The sequence below is a fragment of the Streptomyces sp. NBC_01571 genome, assembly GCF_026339875.1.
Lineage (GTDB): Bacteria > Actinomycetota > Actinomycetes > Streptomycetales > Streptomycetaceae > Streptomyces.
Genome location: NZ_JAPEPZ010000004.1, coordinates 113,556 through 133,071 on the forward strand (window position 1 = coordinate 113,556; position 19,516 = coordinate 133,071).

Genomic DNA, 19,516 nt, shown 5'->3' on the forward strand with positions numbered 1-19,516 from the left:
TCAGAACCCGATGATCTGGAGGGCCTTCTCGCCGACGGTGGTGTTGGCGGCCGCGGCGACCACGCCTACCAGCGTCCCTCCGGCCACCATGATCAAAGCCCACTCCATCGCGGACGCGCCACGGTCGCTGGGTTGTGAGGTCACCAGCGCGCGGTAGCGGGCCAGGGCTTCCCGGGCGCGGGCGAGTTGGTAGCGGACAAGGCTCGTCATGATCTCCTCCTGAGATGCCGGCCCGGATGCCGGCGGGCCGTTCAGAACGTGGTGATACGGATGAGGGCGGGGGCGATGAGGAAAGCGGCCATGAGGAACACGATCGCCAACGCGGGGACGTGCATCGCCTCGGTCGCTTCGTTCGCGGCTTCCTTGCGGTCGGCGAGGAGACCACGGCGGACCACGGCCGCCTGTGCCTCCAACTGGTCATAGACGGCGGCCTGTTCTTCCCCCGCCAGGGCGAGGGAAGCGGCGGGCCGGGCCAGTTCGGGCACGTCGAGTTCGGCGGCGAGCCGGCCGAGGGCATCCCAGGGGCTAATCCCGGCGAGGCGAGCGTGTTCGACGGCGTCCCGGATCCGCACGGCGGCCGCTCCGTCGCCGGACTCCACGGCCCGGGCCAGGGCCTCGGCGGCACCGGCATCCGAACTGCGGGCCAGCGCGACCCGCTCCAGCAGCGACGCCGTGTAGTACCGGTACTCCCGACGTCGTTGCCGGGCCTTCGAGCGCACGTCGTCCAGGGCTTTGAACACCATGAACACGGCGCAGCCGATCCCGGCCGCGAGCGGCACGACGATGGGGAGGACGATGCCTCCGACTCGCAGCAGGAACACGATCCACTGCGGAATGAGCAGGCCCGCCAGCCCGTACAGGGCGCACCGGCCCAGCAGCGCGGACGGCGCCATCTCCAGCAGGGACAGATCCCGTACCGGGAGCCGGGATGCGAACGTGGTCGTCGTCATCAGCCGGGCCCCGACCCGGTCCGCCCACACCGCCGGCCCCCGCCCCACAGGCGCGCCAGACGAAGGAACGGAGGGACCCGTGGGGGAGTGGGTACGCCGCAGGACCTCTTCCAGCGGGGTACGGCGCGGGCGCAGACTGCGGATGGCCAGGACGGCGCTCCCGGCGGTCACGGCGCCCAGCAGCATGCCGGGAACGGACAGACTCATCGCAACGCCCCCTCACGCTCGCTCGTCTCGTCCCGCTGCTCCGCGGACAGCAAGGTCCTGGGTTCGGCATCCATCGCAGCCATCCGCCGCAGCCACAAGAGAGCGAGGACGAACAGGGCCGCCAGGACGACGAGTCCGAGTTGCCCGAGCGGTGTCGCGAAGGGGGCGGCGTAGCTGCCGTTGAGGAGGATCGCGCCGACGACGGCGATCGCGAACAGGGACACCCGGCGTGCTTCGGAGCGTGCCTTGGCCCGCTCGGCGTCGATGTCCCGCAGGTCCGCGGCCTGCCGGGCCACCAGGGAGGCCTGAGCGGTCAGGGCGCGGGCGAGGCCGGGGCCGCGGCTGGTGACGTGGTCCATGAACAGCTGGGCGATGTCGTCCCCGACCCGGTCTCCGAGGTCGTCGGCGAGCGCCCGGTAGGCAGTCCGCGCCGGCACACCAGAGGACAGCCTCTCGGCGAGAGCGCCGACTTCATGCCGAAGCAGGGCGGGCACGGTGTCCAGGGCGACGATCGTGGCCTCCAGCGGTTTGCCGCCGGAGCGGACGCTCGCCAACTGCTGGAGCCATTCCGCCAGGGCCTCCAGGCGGGAGATCTCCGCCCGGCCCGATCCGCCGGGGTGGAGGATGAACGGCAGTCCGGCGACGATCGCGGCCGCGAGCAGGCCGTGCACCGGCCACCCGGTCGCCGCCCATATGACGATCCCGGCCACCGCGGCGGCCGCCAGGAGCAGCCGGTAGTTGTCCCGCCACCCGGGCGGGAGTTCCGCCACCGCATGCGCGGCCCGGCCGCGCAGTCCCGCTCCGCGGCCGCGGGCCTTCGGGCGCCAGCCGCGCGCGACAGCTATCAGACCGGCACCGCCGAGTGCGCAGGCTGCGCCAGCGCCCATTCCGAGAACGGACAGGTAGGACAGGCTCATGCCGCGCCTCCCGTCCTGCGCATCGGCTGCCATTGGCCGTGCGGGTACTGGGTGAGCCAGCCGCGGTGGAAGCCTGAGCGTTCGAGCTTGCGCATCCGGCGCTCGGACATCGGTGTCCTGGTGGGCACAGCCCGCTCCTCGCCGGCTTCCTCGCGCGGAGCGAACACGGGAGACAGCGCAACACCGCCGCCCTCGCCGCGGCCGGCGGTCTCCCAGACGTGCGTGACGAAGCGGTGCTCCTGGCCGCCCTGGTCGGTCTCGTCGATGCGGTCCACGTAGACGATGAGGTCGACGGCGGCCGCGATGAGCCGGTAGGCGGCCTGGTCGCTGAGACCGGCCCTCGCCAGGGGCACCATCAGCCGGTCGACGACCGACTCAGGGTCCTTGGCGTGCAGGGTGCACATCGAGCCCGCACCGCCCGCGATCATCGCCTCCAGCATCGCGACGGCCTCCTCACCGCGTACCTCACCGACCATGACCCGGGTGGCCTTGTAGCGCAGCGAGACGGGGACCAGGTCAGCGAGGGTCACCTGGCCGGTCGCCTCCCGCTCGCCGTTGCCCTCCCGGGTGCGGAAGGCGAGGACGTGGGCGTGGGAGCCGGGATCGTCGAAGTGCAGGCGCAGTTCGGGTTCGCTCTCCAGCGTCGCCAGCCGCTCACGCGCCGGGACCTCCCGGCCCAGGGCCCGCATGAGCGTGGTCTTCCCGCTCGCCATGTCCCCGGCGATGATCATCGATAGTCCCGCCTTGACGGCCGACGACAAAAACGCAGCCAGCACCGGGTCGACGGCGCCCCACTGCACGAGCTCTGCGAGCCCGGCGCGCTCGAGGACGTGCCGCCGGATCGCGATGACGACGTCTTCAGTCAGCAGGGTCGCCGCCACGCGCGATCCGTCCGGGAGGTCGAACTCGACGCGCGCGGTGGCATAGGACAACTGCCGCTCGCCATGTCCGGAGGCCGCGGCCATCTGGTTCACCCACTCCACGGCCTGACCGGGCGTGGAGAAAGGGGAGCGGACGCGCTCGCGGGGCCGGCTGTAGGAGTCGATGTACATCCACTCGCCGTCGATCAGGACATCCTCGACGCCCGGCCGGTCCAGGACCCGCTGGAGGGCACCGGCCAGGAACATCAGGTTGAAGACCTCGATCCGTACCCGTTCCAGGTCCTCGCCTGCCAGCGGAGGGTGGCTGAGTGCCCACTGCTGCGCCCACTCGGCGACCCGCGCGCGGACCCGGCCGCGGACCGCCTCCTCCAGATCCTGGCCTCCCAGCGGTGTCCCGGCCGCCCGGCGCTCTTTGCGCAGAGCGTCGATGTCGGCGGCCACCTGCTGACGCAGCGCAGTGATCGCGTCCCACGGGACCGGCAGAGCACCGGGCAGGGACGCGGCAGCGACCACATCTCCCGGCCCGACCGCCTTCACGGGCCCGCCTGTATCTGCCGACCGGCCGCCCGGCATGCCCGGTGCCGTCGGAGGTGTAGTGCGCACTGCCGTTACTGAAGACGGGCTGCTGTGGTCGGTGAGTAGACCGGCGAGCCGTGTCGCGCCGTACGGACCGGCTGCCCCGTTCCGCGGGGAGGTCTCAGCCATGGCTGCCTCCGGCGCGGGCGGCGAGCTGCTGCACCAAGCTGGCGACACCTGGGGTGGCTGGCACGGCGCTGCTCATCTGCATCATCAGCCGTCTGCGGTCGGCGTGTTCGCGCAGCGGTCCCATGGCGTCCCGTGCCGCGCGCATGAGCCTGGAGCGGGTGACCGCGCGGGGCATGGATCCGCCGGTAGCGAGGTAGGCGGCGGCCGTCGGGTCCCAGGGCAGGCTGGCAAGGACCGGTGCTCCCAGGGCGTGGCCGACTTCCTCGTTGCGGTAGCCGTCACCGACCAGGAGCAGGCCAAGGGCCTGCCATCCCCGCCCGGCCTCGGCCAGTTCGGCCTGGAGCGCCTGGACGGCGGGGAAGGCGAGGGCCTGGCCCGCCTCGCTCGCCTGGACCACCAGCAGCACCAGGTCCGCTTCGCGAAGAACGGGAGCGGGCGTGAGGACAGGGTGCAGTCGGCCGCCGTCCCAGGCGAGGCGGCCGCCGTCGACGAGAACGTCCCAGCGCAGCTGCTGGTCGGTGGTTTGCAGAACGTTGAGCAAGGTCGGCCAGATCCCGGTCAGGGACGCGGCCTGCCGTGGGTCGGTCAGGCCCGGCAGGGCCACCCTGTCGTCGCTGTCGTCGAGCGGCCACAGATGTTCCGCCACCTGCGGGGTGAAGTCTCCGTCACCGTGACCGCGTGCCCAGTCGGCCTGCGGCAGCCGGTGCAGCCCGATACGGCCGTCGAGGCGCTCGCCGTGCGGGTCGCGCGGAACATTGCGCAGCAGGCCGTGCCGCAGGCTCCCCCCGGCCATATCGAATTCGGCGAGCAGCACGGGCCGCCTGCCGGCGAGCGCGAGAGCCGCCGCCGTGGTGGTGACACCGTCGGACTTCGCGGAGACCAGAGCGATCAGAGCCATCAGGAGCCTCCTTCGCGGGGCTCGCGCACGAGCGCGATCTGCTTGGCCGCCGCCTTGGTCGCCAGGAGGGCCCCGTCGGCGGGGGAGACGATCAGGTTGACGACCAGCGCCCCGGTCGAGTCCGGCGTACCGATGGTCTTCACGGTCGCCGGGATCGTGACCGACGCCGTGTCCTTGTCCCTGGTGCCGGTGTCCTCGGTGCCGCCGGGGGCGGGCAGGACCACGGCGGCGACCTTGTCGCCGGCGCGCAGTTCGTCCCGGGGGGCGTTCCCGCGCTTGACCTCCACGCCGACGACCTGGGCAGCATCGCCGAGCGCACCGCCGGGGGTGAGCTGCGCGGGCGAGAGGAGCCCGCCGTGCCGGAGGTCGACGGCCGCCCGCTTCCCGATCACAGTCGCGCGCTGGGCGGCGGCAACGGAGGACAGGCCCGGGTCCTTGGCGAAGGACACTGTCGTCAGGTCCTGCGCCGTCAGCCGGTGCCCGGCCGGGACGTCGCGGGCGATGGCCAGGACGTCGACGCGGTCGCCGGCCCGGGCCACGACCACGGCGCCCCCGAGCGCGCCGATCAGCGTGACCAGCACGAGCAGCACGGTCGTTGACCAGCGTCGGCCCGGAGTCTTCTTCGTACCGGTGCTGGGCGGGAGGTCGCGGGGTCGGGCATCGAGTCGCGGGGGGAATGACGTCTGAGTGTCCATGAGCCTGAGCCGGTGCCCTTCTTGTCGAACCGTGAACTGGAGGTCAGGAGTTGAGGGCCTGCGATTGGGCGATCGTCAGCGTCACGGCGGAGGTGCGGACCTCGGTGAGCTGCCCGGCCTCGCCGGTGCCGTCGACCTGCCAGTCGATGTCCCACGTCGCCGTCGCCGTCACCCGGTATCGGCCGGAGGGTGCAGTGCTGGAGGGCTGGGCGTAGACGTGTCCGCAGGTGGGGGACTTCCGCAGCCCGAATGACGTCTTGTAGGCCGAGCCGGGGCCGTGGCAGGTCACCGACGTGCCGTCCCCCATCGACCACACCACCTGCGACACCTTCGCTGTGGCGGTCACCGTCACCGCGCCTGCCGAGGCATTCGCCGTGTTCGGGCCCCAGGTGGTGGCAGACTGGCCCGCCGCCATCCACACCGGCATCCCGACCAGGCCGGTGCCCCCGGGCCGGGGGCTGATCTCGATGTCCGGGCCCTCAAGCAGCATCTTGTCCACGGCTTGTTGGGCCAGGACCCGCGGGTCGACGGCGGGCGCTGGTGCGGTGGCCGACCAGAAGGTGTCGATGGGCAGAATGAGACTGCCCGCAGCCTGCGCGCCCGCAATGCCCGCGGGGCAGACCCGGGTGTAGACGGCGCCGTCACCCGGCCGGTGTCCGTCCCACAGGGCGCTGCCCGCGGCAGGCTGCGGCGACATCTTCTGCACCACACATGGTGGCGGCGCCGTACCGGCCTTCCCGACGGGCTTGGTGGCTGCGCCTTTGTGGCCGGGAGTGCCGCCGTGGGCGGTGTGGTCGTCGGCGCACACGGAGACCCAACTCCCGGGCTGCGTGGTGCACATGCCGCCACCGGCGTGGGGCTGGGCCGCGGCCTGGCCGGTGAGACCCGTCCCGGCGAGAACCGTGAACGCGGCGAGAGGAACAAGCCGCTTCATCAGCCGTGTGTGCACTTCGTGGCCTGCGGTGTCGCGCTGAGGATCATCCACTGGTTCCCCCACTTCTCGGCCTTGACGATCGTCCGGTACTGGGTGAGCTGGGTCTTCGGCGACGGAACGGCCGCGCCGGACTTGCGGTAGGTCCACTTCCAGTCAGAGATGTCGAGGCAGTCCGACAGGGTCGCGCTCGGCACCTGCTTGCTCGTCGCGAGCGCGGTCACCCGAACGTCGTGGGAGGGGCGGCCGTTGGTGGTGACGTCCTTGGCCTTCATGGACGCCAGGTCGCTCTCCACGCGGGCCACTGCCGCTCCGGCGGCGTACTTCTTGAGCCGGGTGCCGTTGACGGAGCCCGTCTTGTAGGCGGTGACCTGTTCCTGCCAGTAGCTGGAGTAGGCGGACAGGACCGCCTTCGTCTCCGTCGCCTGCGGATCCGCGGGCGACGGCGCGATGGTCGAGGCCCGGGACTGCGACGGGGTAGCCGGCTTGGCCGCATCGTTGCTGCCGTCGTCGCTGCACCCCGTGAGAGGGAGGGCTAGGCAGAGCACTGCGCCCGTTGCGGCGACGGCGCGGTTTCGGATGCGAACGGTGAAGCGGCCCCGAAGGCCGGCGTGCGATGTCACGATGTCTCCCCCAACGGCTCCAATGAACATGCCCCTTGCTCCGATCGCCCTGCACCGACGGCAACCGCCTGGCGCGGCCTGGTCCCACCTGCGGTGATGTGCTTCCGTAGTCGGCAGGCTACGCAGCAGGTGGTCAACTGCCCAGCAGAAACGGGGACTTGAACCGGGCATTCGCGGGCGTACCGGGGCACACAAGAGGCTCTATGTCGACAAGGCGATCTGTGCACTTGTGATGGTTCGAAATGGTGTGGCGCGGGTCACAGATCGGTCCAGGAGCGTTGGTCGCCGCCGTGCCCTTTCAACGGCGTCCATACCGGACCGGTCGCGCCGTGCTCCTCGATTTCTTCCAGCACCGCTGCCCCCATGGGCACGGCCCGGGCGAACGGAGCCACCAACGGATGTTCTGCGGCCATCGCCCGAAGGTCTTCGATCCGGTTCGCCAGCCGTACGGGCTTCGCGCCCGTGAGCACGAACAGAATGCGCGGGAACACAGGGTAGGACCGCTGCCAGAACGGAACGTGCGGCTGCCGGGTCCGCTGCCTGGAGGGTGCATAGGTGTGCAGGCGGGCGTAGTCGATCAGCTTGCGGGCCAGCCGCTCACTGCTGGTGGTCGCACGGTCCACCTCGACCAGGCACCGGAGCTTCGTGCGCCGGCCGTCCTGCCCGTGCAGCACGTAGTGCATCAATGCGTCAGCGATGAGCCGCTCCCGGTCCCCCAACGCGTGGGCGACCTCCGGAGTCCAGTCCAGGTAGTCGTGTTCGTCCCCCCGGCGACGGGCGTCGGCGACGAACGCCAAATGGGTGCGTACCGCCGTCAGGGTGTGGGCGGTCTTCAGGGAAGCCGCGGTCCGCGAGGTCACGGGCGGGGCCGGCCGTCCCCGCATATGGGGAAGGTCTCGTACGAGCTGGGCGCCCTCAGCGGTGAGGAACCAGGCCCTGGCACGCGAGTTGGGCAGGGGCACGAAGTCGACGAGGCCTTCGCGGCGGAACCGGTTCAACGGTCGCGACACTGTCTGCCGAGCAGAGTCGGGCCTGAGCAGGTGCCCGAGTTGGCCTGCGGTGGCCATCCGGTGCTGAGCCAGAGCGGCGATGATCTGCTGCGGCAGCGTCTCGTGGACTGCAGGCACGAAGATGCCGTCACGGGTAGGGATGGCGGTCACTGGTAGTCCCTCTGCTTGATCAGGCTGGTGGACGAACTGGCCGTGGAAACGGAGGAGAGGCTGGAAAGAAGGCTGCGTACCCGGGTCAGCTGCTCGTTGGCCTGCCTGGTGAGCTCATTCAGGGGCCGGACCTGCGCTCGTGCGTCGGCCGCCGCCTCCAGGGCTGCGACCTTCCCGGGGCGGGCCAGGTCGGCGAACACGTCGTCCAAGTGCGGGCCCTCGATGCGGATCGGGCCGATGCGCTGTCCGTGCACGGTGAATGACGCGTAGTGGTGGTACTGCGGGAGCACGGCTACGTGCGCAGGGGCCGGATAGCCGCCCCACTCCTCCGTGATGGGTGTGACCGCTGCCCGGGATCCGCGGGTCGTGGCCAGCGTGGAGGCGTTCTGCACGAGGGATTGCTGCACCGACTGCGGTAGCCGGCCGAGTAGCTGGGTCATGCCGTGCAGGTGGATCCGGAACTTGCGGAAGTCTTCGAACATGCTGGCCAAAGATCCGGACGCGGAGCCGGCCAGCGTGATCATCTCGTCGAGGTAGCCGCGGAAGGGCACCCGTTCTGCTTCTGGCGTGTCGATGCGGGAGCGTCCCGCCCGCAGCAGGTCCCGCGCGATGAGCGCGACCACGAGACGGTCGGTGGGCCCACTGCCCGCGGTGCAGATCCACACCACCATGCGGTGGTCCATTGCCGAGCGGATGTCGTAGACGCCGCGCCCCTGGCCGAGGAACGCCCGTGTCATGGGATTGGCTGCCAGCCGGCCCAGTGGGTTGAGGATGACGGTGAAGGCGTCCGGAGGCAGCGTCGGGGCGACGGTGTGCCACCAGGCGCGGGACTCGCTGTCCAGGTCATCGGCCACGGCCGCGAGCACCTCCGCCCGGAAGGCGTCGTCGGTCAGCAGCGGCCGGAGGTGGAAGAGGGTGGCCTGGTCATCGAACCGCTGCAGGCGGCAGGCGGCCGCGTTGATGGTGGTCAGCACGGTGAGTGCCTCAGTGAAGATGGCGAGGGCGCGCGGGGCGGACGCGTCGTCCCAGCCGAACGCGGAGGCGAACGCGTCGACGACGTCCTCGACGACTTCGTGGCGGGCCCGGCTGTGGTGCATGCTGATCGGATTCCAGGAGCTCACCCCGCCCCCTTGGCCCCGAAGGTCGATTCGGGCGATCCGGTCCGCCACGGCGGGGTGGGCCAGGTACGGGGCGCCTCGCTGCCACGAGTCGTGATGCGGGTCGATGAACAGCAGTCCCCCTCCGGCGTGCGCGTACGCGATGGCCTGGGCCAGGGCCAGTTCCGTCTTGCCGCCGCCCGCCTTGCCCAGGGACAACGCGAACAAGGTCTCCTCTGCATGGGTGGCGACCTGGCGGCGCTGCCCGTCGGGGCCCCGGTACCAGCCCTGCAGCAGCAGCGACCGGTTGCCCATCTCGAACGTCGGAAGCTGGACGGGCAGCACCGGAAGACGGCTGTGCACGGTGGGAGGCTTCAGCAAGCCCAGCAACTCGTTCAAGCGGACCCAGTTCGCGCCGGGCGGCCGGCACTGACCGGTGTCCCAGCGCGAGTCGAAGTGACGACGGTGCGGCCACCGATCGGCTCCCAGCCGCCACGGCCCGATCCGCAGCCCGCGCATCGCCCAGCGAGCCGACCCCCCGAACACATCGAAGCCGGCCTGAATCCGCGACAGGCGTGCGTACGCCCGGCCCTCCACGTTCGAGGCACAGCGCACCAGGATCTGCACGCGCACCAGGTGGTCGTCCTGCGCCAGTTTGCCAAGGACCTCTTCCCGGTCGATTCGCTCCGGCGCCGGGGGCGCCAGGACCCGACCCATCTCCCGTCCCCTCGGCTGCCCGCCTCGCGTGGCCAGCTGCTCCAGTTCACCGAGCAGGGAATCCCCCCAGCGCAGACTGTTTTGGTGCATCAGCCGCCAGGTCCGCGCGGTCTCGCGCTGCTCGTCCTGCCGGGCCCGCTGCATCACCTGGAACCGTCGTGCACGCAGCGCCCACTTGGGGGCCCGCTGTAGGTCGATGCACACCTCGGCGAGGTCTCCGAGCTCGGCCCGGACGTCGGCCACGGCGTCGATCAGCGGCTGGAGCGGATCGGGGACCAGCGGCACCTCCCGTAGTTCGGCCACCGGGTTGCCTCGCAGAACGAACTCTGCGCGCACCTCATGCTCGTGAGGCGTCTCGCGCAGCGCCGCACCCCGGGTGGTGCGCACGGCCGGCCCGAACGGTGTTGTCCTCAGCAGGCGTTCGGCCCCGGCGGGACCTTCGACGCGGTAGACGAGCGGATGGGCCCCGTCGGCGCGCAACCTGATCCGTACCGACTTGCTGCGTCGCGGCGCCCACCACGGCAGCGACGTCGAGGCCCGGGTCAGCTCCACACCGCGGCGGAAGATCTCCTCAAAGCCGGGGTCGAAGTGCGAGGCCGGGACGAGTTCCAGGGCCATCCGTTCCTGGGAGGCCTTCGCGGCGAGCCGCCGGACCAGCCACTCGCCGGCGGCGCAGGCCATGAGCAGGGCCAGGACGAGCCAGTACCAGTGGTAGGCCAGCCACAGAGCCACGTTGAGGGGGACAAGAACCCAGCCGGACAGGCCCTGGGCGGCCAGCGGAATCAGCGAAGCGGCTGCGGTGTCCACACCGAGTGTCCTTTCGTGGAGGTGAGGGTGAAGTAGATGTCGGTGACGCGGGTTTCGGCGTAGCTGCCTCCCGGGTCGGTGCCGGCCCACACCAGGTGCACCACGGCCTGCCGGCTGCTGCCGTCGCGGCGGGCGATCGCCGCCTGGACCCGCAGGCGGGTGAACTCGCCCGCACCGGGCCGGGAGGTGCCGAAGGCCGTTGGCCACCGGTCGCGGCCGCTGCCGGTGGCATCCGCGTGCAGCACCGCTTCACCGTCGCGGACCAGACGGAGCGCCGTGGCCGTCGGGAGATCTTTTGGCCAGGACCGCTCCAGGCGGCTTTGCACCGCGCCGTCGACGCGCGACGTGGGCACCTCGCGTGCCGGGCTCGGCGCCGAAGATGCGGCGGCCGTACTCGCGGACGGTGCCGCCGTCGCCTGCGGTGAGGCCGGGGCCGCGAGCCTCGTCTGGCCGGGGGAGTCCGGCCCGCTCGCCTGCGGTTGTGCCGTCGTCGGTGCAGGCGCGGACACGGGCGAGCGCGGGGTGAGGAGCCAGCCGGCGAGGCAAACGAACAGGGCTGCGCAGCACAGCAGCCACCACGGGCGCCCGGAGACACGGCCTGATCTCATAGGAGGCGTGCTCCTCCCGCGTAGCCGGACATGGCGTCGATCGGGTCGACGCGCACGACCGTTCCGGGACGCGGCGCGTTGACCATCGTGCCGCTGCCCAGCGCGATACCGACGTGATAGATCACCCCGGAGCCGTCCGCGAAGAAGACGAGGTCACCGGCCTTCAACGCGTCCTGGCCGAGACTGGCCGGGATGCGCCGGCCGAACGCGGCCTGGGCGTCGGCGTTGTGGGGCAGCCGGATGCCGGCCTTGGCGAACGCGTACAGGGTCAGGCCCGAGCAGTCGAAGCCGAAGACGGACACCCCGGACTTCCCGCTCGGGGTGCAGCAGATCCCGAAGCTGCGGCCGCGGGTGGTGCCGCCGCCCCACGAGTAGGGCGCGCCGCGTTCGGCGAGCGCCGCGTTCACGACGGTGGCGACCGACCCGGACAGGTTCCCCGGGGCGCCGGACCGGTACCGGCTGATCCAGCCCAGCACGGTGTCCGCGTAGGTCCCGGAGTGGTTGTACTGCAGGATCGCTGACCGCAGCTGGGCCACGTCGGTGAGGTTGCGGCCGTGCCCGCACAGGTACACGGCTGCCCCCAGGGCGGCATCGTCGGCGTTGTGCGGATCGCGCACGCCGTCGCTGTTGCCGTCGCGGCCGGTGCTCTCCCAGGTGGAGGGCAGGAACTGGAAGGGGCCCACGGCCCGTTCGCCGCTCGCCGTCCCGTCCCACTTCCCGCCGTCGGTGTCAGGGAACGACGTGGTGTTCCCGCCGGACCCGGAGCCGTTCAGCAGCACCCCATAGATCTTCGGCCGGATGTCCCCGGCCGCAGAAATGGAGCGGCCGGCTGCATGGTTCGACTCGACCTTGGCGATCCCGGCCAGCACCGGCCAGGTCATGCCCTTGCAGCGGGGGACCTGCCCTGCGATGCCGGTGGCGGCCTTCTTGTACGCCGTGAGCATCCGTGGGCGGATGTCGGCGGCGCTGCCGCTCTCGTCGCCGATCCCAAGCGCGCTGGCGCTGCCGGCCGCGGCGACCGCGGTGAGCGCGTTCATCGTGGACATCAGCGGCAGAGCGGAGCATCCTGCGGCGAGGAGTGGCAGAAGCGCGGCGAGCAGCCACCGCTTGAGACGGCGCCGGGGAGCCGGCGCGGGCCCGGTCATGGCCGGCCTCGCCAACTGTGTGCATCCTGGCGGGTGGTGTGGCCCCACACGCGCAGCAACTGGTTCACGTCGTCGCGGTACTCGGTGGAGCGGGTGCGCGCGGTGCGGACCGTGCGTGGCAGGCCCAGCGTCGCTCCGTAGGCGATGCGGCCGGTGCGGTGCACCGCCCGGTAGCCGCGCAGCCGGACGAGCCGGTTGTGAGCCCGGGTCGACAGCAGCGTCCGGTCGCTCTCTTGTTCGTGCAGCAGGTCGCCGGTGTCGTGGTCCCAGATCTGGCCCTCCGCGTTGCGGTACCGGTCGCGCGGGCCCTGTCGGTGCGGCATCCGCCCACTGCCCGGAGCAGGCTGCCCGTTCGGGCTCGACTGGCCCTGGTGGGGCTGGGTGCCGGGCGGGGCGTCGGCGTCGGCGACCGGTTTGCGCAGCCGTTCCAGAGCGGGCTCCTCGGGACGCCGGCCGACGAGCAGGCCCCAGGTGCCGCGCGCGGCGAGCCGCGCGCCCCCGGCTGCAAGGCCGAGCGGGGCCAGCCCGCGCGATACTTCGGCTCCGGCGTCGTTGATGATCCGGCTGGTGGGAAGGGGTGTCCCTGTGCCGTCGGTGAGCCCTGACACGGACTGCATGATCCGGTGCCGGGTTCCCAGCCACGAACCGCCGGTCAGCGATCCACCGCCGCCGAGTCCGCCGGCGCCCGTTCCCGCAGCGTGGACGGCGAGCGCGGCCCCGAACTCGGAGCTGTCGCCCGGCAGATGAGTGCCGCCGACCTTCGCGTACCGCATCCGGACCGCGAGGCGTTGGCCGAACGTGGTCACAGACCTCAGGAGCTGGCGGTGGGCTGCCGCGCCGACCACCCCGACGACATCGAGGGCCAGCAGCCGCTCGGCAGGCAGATCGGGCCCGTCGGTGAACACCGCGTCGATTCCGATGCCGTAGAACGGCAGGAACATGCAGGTCACGAACATCAGGGCGATGCTCATCGCCAGGAGCGCCAGCCACTTCCACACGGCCTGCCGGCTGGGGCCGGGCAGCATGGACCACACCAGCGTCACCCCGCCGACGGCGGCCGCGGCTGCATCAGCGGCCTGCGTGCCCAGCAGCACTACCGACGCGGACAGCGGGATGGCGCAGATCAGCAGCGCCGCGACCAGCAGCATGAGCGTCCCGGCCGCCCGCGATCCGCTGGGCTCCGCCGCGTAGTCGGCGCAGGCCTTGCCCACCGGGCCGGCCTTCTTCATGTCGGCGAGGAACGCGGCGAACCGGGCGTCCTCCGAACTCAGCACGGGGGTGACGCTGTCCAGCAACTGGCCGCCGGGCGTGAAGTCGGGGAGCTTCACGCTGCCGGACTTGCCGTCTCCGGTGTGCTCCTCCTCGCAGACCTTGCGCAGCGCGCCGCGCACCAGGGAACACGCCTTCTTCGTCTTGTCGTCCATCGGCCCGGGCTTGTAGCCGCCGGTCACCCACTTCAGGTGCACCGCGTACGCCGTGCGGTCGGCGGGCTTGCCGGGGTCCAGGACCCGCCCGTACTCCAGCAGCATGTAGCCCTTGACGACCAGCGCGTTGGTGAGGGAGTCCTCGATCGGCCGGGCAATCTCGGTCGCGGTCAGCGGCCTGGCGTCCTCCACCTTCAGGCACTTCAGTTCGGCGTTGCCGGCCATGCCGTCGCACGGGCCCCTGGAGCTGATCTTGCCGCCCCAGTCGTGGGAGGCGACCGTGGCCTGCGCGACCTCGGCGGCCGCCTGCTGGCTCTGCGCCAGCGGCCCGTCCTGGGCGAGCAGGTAGTCGGGACGGACGAACGCGCTCGCCGCGAACGCCGCGATCAGCAGCGTCAGCATGATCTCCCCGAGCCCCTTGCCGATCTTCCCGCGCACGAACAGGACGAGACCGAACGCGAACGCCCACGCCAGGAGCAGTCCCTTCAGCCCGAGAGTGTCGACGACCGCGTGGTTGTAGGAGTCGGCCGCCTTCTGCGCCGGGGCCGCCAGCAGCTTGATCAGCGGGAAGCGGAAGGCGAACTCGACGGCCCAGCAGGACAGCCCCACCACCAGCCGGATGAGGGTGAACAGGCCGGACATGATGAACGCGTACGCATTCGACTTCAGGGAGAACACCGAACCGCCCTGCGCGGACAGCTCGTATCCGTCGATCGGCACGCCCTCGGAACTGTCCACGTTCAGCGGCGACAGCAGCCCCTCCCCGCCGTCGGCGGCGTAGGCGACCTGGCTGTTGACCAGCAGGAACACGCACGCGATACCCACCGTGAAAGCAGCCGCCCGCAGCGATCCGCGATCGAGGCGGCGCATCAGGGGCCACGTCCAAAGGCCCCGGTGGCCGATCACGACGCACCCGCCGTCTGGCGGCCCGCAGGCGTGACGGCAGCGTCCGGCACGGCAGGCAGAGGGTGGGGGCGCTGCCCGGGCGTGGTGGTGACACCGTCCTTGAGGCGCTGCACCTCGGGGATGAGGACCTTGATGCGCGAGGTGTTCATCCGCGGAGCCGTCAGCAGCATCTCGCCTTCGCGGCCGCGGTGCCCGACGGGGGACAGGCCCGTCGTCACCAGGCGGAGCATCTCGGGGTCGTCCGGGTTCTGTCCCACGAACTGAAGGGCCCGGCGGGCCCGCTCGCGGTCGCTGGTGCGTCCGCACGCGCGGTAGGCGAACAGGCCGCGGTCCTTGCCCAGTTCGAGAGCGTCCTGGGCGCCGGCGATGAGGCCGGCGAAGTGCTTGCGGCCGTCGTGCAGGACCTCGCTGATGAGGGCCTCACCCTCGGAGGAACTGGAGAGCCACCACAACTCGTCCATCGCGATCGCGCAGAACCGGGAGACGTCCTCGAAGGCCGTCTGCCGGGAGATCGCTGCGATCAGGTAGAGGACCGCCCGGCCGATCAAAGCCTCCAGCGGCTGCTGCTTGAGGACCTCGGGGTTGGCCATGGCCTCACGCGGCGGCAGGGTCAGGCCCGCGGTCGTGATGACGATCAGATCCGCGCGGGCATCGTCGCCCAACTGCACCGGCTCCAGCGCCGGATCGAAGACCATCGAGGCCAGCTGATTGGACGCGACGATCCGCAGCAGGTCCACGAGAGTGGCCGCCGCATCCCGGCGCGTGCCGTCGGCGCTGGCCGCCATGTCCTCCAGCTCGACGATGACCTGCTGCATGGACGGCTGGGCGCGCAGCGCCGCCAGCTCGACCGCCCGGTGCAGCACGCCGCCGGCCACCGTCATCGGCCCGATGCCCAACTGCAGGGTCAGGTAGCTGAGCGCGTAGTGCGTGCCCTGCGCCCGGCCGGGGAACATCCGCAGCGGGTCGATGGACAGACCGGCGGCCGCCGCGTCGATGACCTGGCAGCGGCCCGGCGCCGCGCTGCGCGCGAAGGTGGCCCACTCCCGCAAGGGGGTGCGGTCGATGCAGATCGCGCGGCCGCCGCGGTCCACGACGGCCTGCGTCACGAGCTTTTGCAGCACGCTCTTGCCCGCGCCCGGGTCGGCGACGACCGCCAGGGACGCCGACGCATCGGCCTTGGGGGCATCGGCGATGTTCAGCAGCACCGGGCGGGTGGTCCCGCAGTCCAAGTCGACGCCCAGGAGCATCCCGCCCGGGTCACCGCACTCGTTCAAGGTCAGCGGCGCCAGCATCGCCCAGTCCTCCGACACCTGGTGCTGGACGAACTCGCGCACCGCAGGCGGGCGGGGGGTGGCCGGCAGGCCCAGCGTGAACAGCGACTCCTGCATCCCGGCGGGCCGGACCGCACGGTAGTCCGCCATCGCCAGCACCGAGGCCAGCGCCCGGGCCCGCCCGTCGCACACCGCGGGGTCGGGCCCCCACACGCACAGCGTCGTGACCGACTGGACCTCGACCTCGACACTCGTGCGGGCCAGCCGGGCATCCAGATCACCCAGGTCCCGTGCCGCACTGAGCAGCGAGGCGGGCATTCCGGTGGGCCGGGCCGCGTACTGGTCCGACTGGTCGACGAGCTCGGTCTTCTTGCGCTGCACCTGGCGCCGCGCCTTGTCCGCGGACACGATCGTCAGGTCGACGCAGAAGTCGACGGGGAATTCCAGCGACTCCAACTGCGCGAACAGATCAGCGGACTCCACACTCACCGCAGGCGGGCACTCCGCCAGCGCCAGATGCGCCTGGTAGCCCACGCCCTGCTCCGTCTCCACCTGAAGCCAGCGCCGGACCAGCGGCGAGCTGTCACCACGCCGCCACCACGGCCCCGCCGAATCCCGGCCACGCCGGCCGCGCTCCGGACGGCGGCCGCGCGCGCCCGGCACTCTGCCGTCCTCCACGACGTCCTGGTCCTCGTCCTGGGCGCGCTGCCCGTCCGTTCCGCCCTCCAGCAGCCGCACCTGACCCAGGTCCGCGTAGCTGGGGGACTGCAGGTACTCGCCCCTCACCTGCCCGCCATACAGCGGACTGGCGGCGGCCTGCGACAGCAGCGGCTCATCCAGGCCCCGACACAGGGCGTGCTGCACCATCCACACGACCTCCGCGGGCGTTGCGGGACGGAATGACACCGACCCCGTCAGCTGCTGCTCGACCTGCTCCGCCAACTGCCGGTAGGCGGCCACGTCGCGGCGGGTCACCGCGGCCGGCTTCACCCCCAGCGACGCCGACAGCTCGGCCCACAGCGCTCCGGCTGTCGCGGACCTCTGCATGCTGCCCCGCTCGGCGACCAGGGGGACGGCCAGCCACAACGTCCGCTGATGCATCTCCTGGTCGGCCAGCAGATCAAGGGCGGCATCGGCGACCTCCGCCCACGGGTGCATGCCCGAGGCCTTGGCCGGAGCCGCCGTGGCGTCCGCGCCCTCCAGCATCTTCAGGGCGACCTCACCGGCATCGACCTGCGCGCACAATCCGTACAGGCGGGGCGAGCCGGCCAGGGCCAAGGACCGCACCAAGTGGGCGGCCTTCGCGATCAGTTCGTCCCTCACCTGCGCGGGTAGATACGCCCCCTGTACCGACTCGGCGCTGCGGCCATCCCCGCCCGGGCCGGGATGCAGGCGGTAGATCGCCCACACTGTGCCGTGCGCCGTCCACACCAGATGACCGGCGATGTGCCGGATCGACACCCTCACTGAGATCCCCCCTCACGACGGGCAGCCGCCTGGGCCAGCAGTCGCTGCACCGCCGAATTCCGTGCTGCGGCAACCGGCGCCGGCCGGCGGTCCCGGCGAGGCAACCGCACCCGGCGCTCCCCCCGGCCCCGGCCGGCGACCACAGAACGGGCAGCGACGCGCGCCGGCCGGACGCCTGCGGCCTCGAGGCCCTCGATGCCGAACCCGCCGTATAGGGCGCAGGGGCGGGCATCGCGGGCCGCCTTCCCGCGCAGCCGCCCGGACGCGGGCTGCGCGGCGAGCGACAACCACCCAACGGCAGCCGGGAACGGCGCCCGACCCGCGATGCGCGGGCTGCGCACCAGCCAGATCGCGGCCACCCACGCCACCAGGGGCAGCGGCCCCATCCACGTCCACCACGCCGTCGTCGCACCCAGGAGAACGGCGCCCGCAGCACCGACGACGATCTGCGCGGGGGTGTAGGGCCCGAGGATCAGCTTGAAGTCGCCGATCTTGCCCAGCACCCAGGGGTGCCGCCGGGCCGTCGTGTAGTACCGGCTCACTCGCTCCTGATCGGGCGCCGTCACAGCACACGTCCCGTCACCGCGGGCGGCACCGGCACGGGAGGCCACGGCTGCACGACGGATAGGGGAGCGGACTTCGGGTGGTCGACCTCGTCCTGGACCATCCCCGCCAAGGTGTTGCGGGCCATGTAGATGCCCAGCGCGAACACCATCAGGATCAGGGCGCCGATCGCCGCCTTCAGCGAGAACCGCTGCAGCGCGTACACGACCACGATCAGCAGCAGCACGACGGGGAGCCCTTTGGTCACCCAGTTCTGCAGCATGTCGATCCAGGAGTTCCCGAGGTCGGCGAGCGCCCCGGCCGTCACCAGCGAGTGCCCGTTCGTCATCGCGCACCTCCCGCCGGGGAGGCGGCTGCGGAGTCCAGGGAGGCGATCTCCCACCGCCCGTCGCGGGCGCTGAGCGTCAGCTCGTACCTGAGCGGCCACGTGACCCCGCCCTCAGCCCGGGCGGTCACCGCCACCTCGACCCGAGCCCGTGTGCCGTCGGCGGGAACCTTTGCACCGGCGCCGGCCTCGTCGGCCGACAGAACCTCCCCCACGTCGACCGCGGTGAACGAACCGACCGCAAGCCCCGCCAGCGTCGTGCCCGGCGCCAGGTAGCGGTCGACTTCTCCCACGCCCGTCAGGTAGCTGCGCAGGAACTCAGCCGCCGTCGACGACAGCGCACCGGACGGCACGTTCACCCGGAACGCCGACACCGCAGCCGTGCCAACAGACGGGCCGGCCACCACGGCCGGTGGACCGTCGACTATGAACGTGCTGCCGCCCGCCCCGGTGGCAACCTTCACCGCGAGGTAGCGCACGGATCCGTTCGCCCACTGCGCAGCCACCGTCACCACCCAGTTGCGTCCGTCCTTCACACTGCGCACCGACCGCACCCCCTCCAGTCGCGACTGCGCAACGGCGGCCGGTTCGGGAAGCGCGACGTCCGGCGCCATCGACCGTGCACGGCGGGACTGCGCAGACTCCTCGTCGTGCGCATTGCTGCGCAGCCACGACGACACGAACAGCTCCGCGTAGCCGGACGGATCCTGCGAGGGCTGCGCAACCGTTCGCTGAGCCGGCGGCGCAACTGCCGTCGGCACGACCGCCGGTGCGGGCATCAGGGCGACAGCGAGGGCGAGTGGACCACTGGCGACGGCCGCCCACAGGAGCGCCCGGCCGATGCGGACGTTGCGATGCATGCGACGCAGCGACAGGCCAGCCATCGACGAAGGGCCTGGCCCTCCGCGCGACCGAATCGTTGAGGCCATCTCGAACACTCCCAGGTCAGAACGGAATTCGTGCTGACCCGAGGCAAGCGGCCACCCCCCACCGATCTCCCCACCACCAAGCCCCCACCACGATCACGAAAGCGCTACGAAGGACCGGTGGGGGCACTGGTGGGCCCCACCAGTGCCCCCACCGGTCCTCCATCACCGCGACCAACCCGACGCCCAACAGCCCGCCGCCGGCCACGAGAACCGGCTGCGCGCCGCCAGCTGCGCACCCTCCTCCGCGTCCTCAACACAGCGACTGCGCACCCCGTAGAGGGCGATGACG

General features: G+C 71.7%; 17 protein-coding genes. All 17 read right to left on the minus strand.

Annotated elements, in window-relative coordinates; translation table 11 throughout:
* Complete coding sequence (locus tag OHB41_RS49875) at positions 1-210, minus strand: hypothetical protein (RefSeq protein WP_266709077.1); 210 nt, start codon at positions 208-210, stop codon at positions 1-3.
* Positions 211-251: 41 nt separating this feature from the next.
* Positions 252-1,157, minus strand: a complete 906-nt coding sequence (locus tag OHB41_RS49880; RefSeq protein WP_266709079.1) for a hypothetical protein — start codon at positions 1,155-1,157, stop codon at positions 252-254.
* Entirely contained in the window at positions 1,154-2,074 is a 921-nt protein-coding gene (locus OHB41_RS49885; protein WP_266709081.1) for a type II secretion system F family protein, read from the minus strand. The genes OHB41_RS49880 and OHB41_RS49885 overlap by 4 nt, the downstream gene beginning before the upstream one ends.
* On the minus strand, positions 2,071-3,492 hold the full coding sequence (locus OHB41_RS49890; RefSeq protein ID WP_266709083.1) for a TadA family conjugal transfer-associated ATPase: 1,422 nt from the start codon (positions 3,490-3,492) through the stop codon (positions 2,071-2,073). The genes OHB41_RS49885 and OHB41_RS49890 overlap by 4 nt, the downstream gene beginning before the upstream one ends.
* A 160-nt stretch (positions 3,493-3,652) precedes the next feature.
* Positions 3,653-4,558, minus strand: a complete 906-nt coding sequence (locus OHB41_RS49895) for a hypothetical protein (RefSeq protein ID WP_266709085.1) — start codon at positions 4,556-4,558, stop codon at positions 3,653-3,655.
* Positions 4,558-5,253, minus strand: coding sequence for an SAF domain-containing protein (locus OHB41_RS49900; RefSeq protein ID WP_266709087.1), 696 nt, complete (start codon positions 5,251-5,253; stop codon positions 4,558-4,560). The genes OHB41_RS49895 and OHB41_RS49900 overlap by 1 nt, the downstream gene beginning before the upstream one ends.
* Positions 5,254-5,296: 43 nt before the next feature.
* Complete coding sequence (locus OHB41_RS49905; RefSeq protein ID WP_266709089.1) at positions 5,297-6,187, minus strand: ATP/GTP-binding protein; 891 nt, start codon at positions 6,185-6,187, stop codon at positions 5,297-5,299.
* Positions 6,187-6,807 carry a hypothetical protein gene (locus OHB41_RS49910; protein ID WP_266709091.1) on the minus strand — a complete coding sequence of 207 codons (621 nt, stop codon included), beginning with the start codon at positions 6,805-6,807 and terminating at the stop codon, positions 6,187-6,189. Before OHB41_RS49910 ends, OHB41_RS49905 begins: the two co-directional genes overlap by 1 nt.
* A gap of 257 nt (positions 6,808-7,064) precedes the next feature.
* Positions 7,065-7,958: a replication-relaxation family protein gene (locus OHB41_RS49915; RefSeq protein ID WP_266709200.1), complete on the minus strand. Its 894-nt coding sequence runs from the start codon at positions 7,956-7,958 to the stop codon at positions 7,065-7,067.
* A gap of 5 nt (positions 7,959-7,963) precedes the next feature.
* Positions 7,964-10,588 carry an ATP/GTP-binding protein gene (locus OHB41_RS49920; RefSeq protein ID WP_323138640.1) on the minus strand — a complete coding sequence of 875 codons (2,625 nt, stop codon included), beginning with the start codon at positions 10,586-10,588 and terminating at the stop codon, positions 7,964-7,966.
* On the minus strand, positions 10,564-11,196 hold the full coding sequence (locus OHB41_RS49925; protein ID WP_266709093.1) for a hypothetical protein: 633 nt from the start codon (positions 11,194-11,196) through the stop codon (positions 10,564-10,566). Before OHB41_RS49925 ends, OHB41_RS49920 begins: the two co-directional genes overlap by 25 nt.
* Positions 11,193-12,341 carry a C40 family peptidase gene (locus OHB41_RS49930; RefSeq protein WP_266709095.1) on the minus strand — a complete coding sequence of 383 codons (1,149 nt, stop codon included), beginning with the start codon at positions 12,339-12,341 and terminating at the stop codon, positions 11,193-11,195. Before OHB41_RS49930 ends, OHB41_RS49925 begins: the two co-directional genes overlap by 4 nt.
* Positions 12,338-14,635: a hypothetical protein gene (locus OHB41_RS49935; protein WP_266709097.1), complete on the minus strand. Its 2,298-nt coding sequence runs from the start codon at positions 14,633-14,635 to the stop codon at positions 12,338-12,340. The genes OHB41_RS49930 and OHB41_RS49935 overlap by 4 nt, the downstream gene beginning before the upstream one ends.
* 32 nt (positions 14,636-14,667) lie before the next feature.
* Positions 14,668-17,409, minus strand: a complete 2,742-nt coding sequence (locus OHB41_RS49940; RefSeq protein WP_266709099.1) for an ATP-binding protein — start codon at positions 17,407-17,409, stop codon at positions 14,668-14,670.
* On the minus strand, positions 17,406-17,951 hold the full coding sequence (locus tag OHB41_RS49945) for a hypothetical protein (protein WP_266709101.1): 546 nt from the start codon (positions 17,949-17,951) through the stop codon (positions 17,406-17,408). The genes OHB41_RS49940 and OHB41_RS49945 overlap by 4 nt, the downstream gene beginning before the upstream one ends.
* 20 nt (positions 17,952-17,971) lie before the next feature.
* On the minus strand, positions 17,972-18,301 hold the full coding sequence (locus OHB41_RS49950) for a hypothetical protein (RefSeq protein WP_266709103.1): 330 nt from the start codon (positions 18,299-18,301) through the stop codon (positions 17,972-17,974).
* The gene (locus OHB41_RS49955) at positions 18,298-19,227 is read right to left on the minus strand and encodes a conjugal transfer protein (RefSeq protein ID WP_266709204.1); all 930 of its coding nucleotides are present in this window, start codon (positions 19,225-19,227) and stop codon (positions 18,298-18,300) included. The genes OHB41_RS49950 and OHB41_RS49955 overlap by 4 nt, the downstream gene beginning before the upstream one ends.
* Between the last annotated feature and the right edge of the window lie 289 nt (positions 19,228-19,516).

What these genes read in the sequence shown, in the direction of transcription:
- OHB41_RS49875 (WP_266709077.1), bottom strand. Translation starts at nt 210, where the DNA reads ATGACGAGCCTTGTCCGCTACCAACTCGCCCGCGCCCGGGAAGCCCTG.
- OHB41_RS49880 (WP_266709079.1), bottom strand. Translation starts at nt 1,157, where the DNA reads ATGAGTCTGTCCGTTCCCGGCATGCTGCTGGGCGCCGTGACCGCCGGG.
- OHB41_RS49885 (WP_266709081.1), bottom strand. Translation starts at nt 2,074, where the DNA reads ATGAGCCTGTCCTACCTGTCCGTTCTCGGAATGGGCGCTGGCGCAGCC.
- OHB41_RS49895 (WP_266709085.1), bottom strand. Translation starts at nt 4,558, where the DNA reads ATGGCTCTGATCGCTCTGGTCTCCGCGAAGTCCGACGGTGTCACCACC.
- OHB41_RS49900 (WP_266709087.1), bottom strand. Translation starts at nt 5,253, where the DNA reads ATGGACACTCAGACGTCATTCCCCCCGCGACTCGATGCCCGACCCCGC.
- OHB41_RS49905 (WP_266709089.1), bottom strand. Translation starts at nt 6,187, where the DNA reads ATGAAGCGGCTTGTTCCTCTCGCCGCGTTCACGGTTCTCGCCGGGACG.
- OHB41_RS49925 (WP_266709093.1), bottom strand. Translation starts at nt 11,196, where the DNA reads ATGAGATCAGGCCGTGTCTCCGGGCGCCCGTGGTGGCTGCTGTGCTGC.
- OHB41_RS49930 (WP_266709095.1), bottom strand. Translation starts at nt 12,341, where the DNA reads ATGACCGGGCCCGCGCCGGCTCCCCGGCGCCGTCTCAAGCGGTGGCTG.
- OHB41_RS49935 (WP_266709097.1), bottom strand. Translation starts at nt 14,635, where the DNA reads ATGCGCCGCCTCGATCGCGGATCGCTGCGGGCGGCTGCTTTCACGGTG.
- OHB41_RS49950 (WP_266709103.1), bottom strand. Translation starts at nt 18,301, where the DNA reads ATGACGAACGGGCACTCGCTGGTGACGGCCGGGGCGCTCGCCGACCTC.
- OHB41_RS49955 (WP_266709204.1), bottom strand. Translation starts at nt 19,227, where the DNA reads ATGGCCTCAACGATTCGGTCGCGCGGAGGGCCAGGCCCTTCGTCGATG.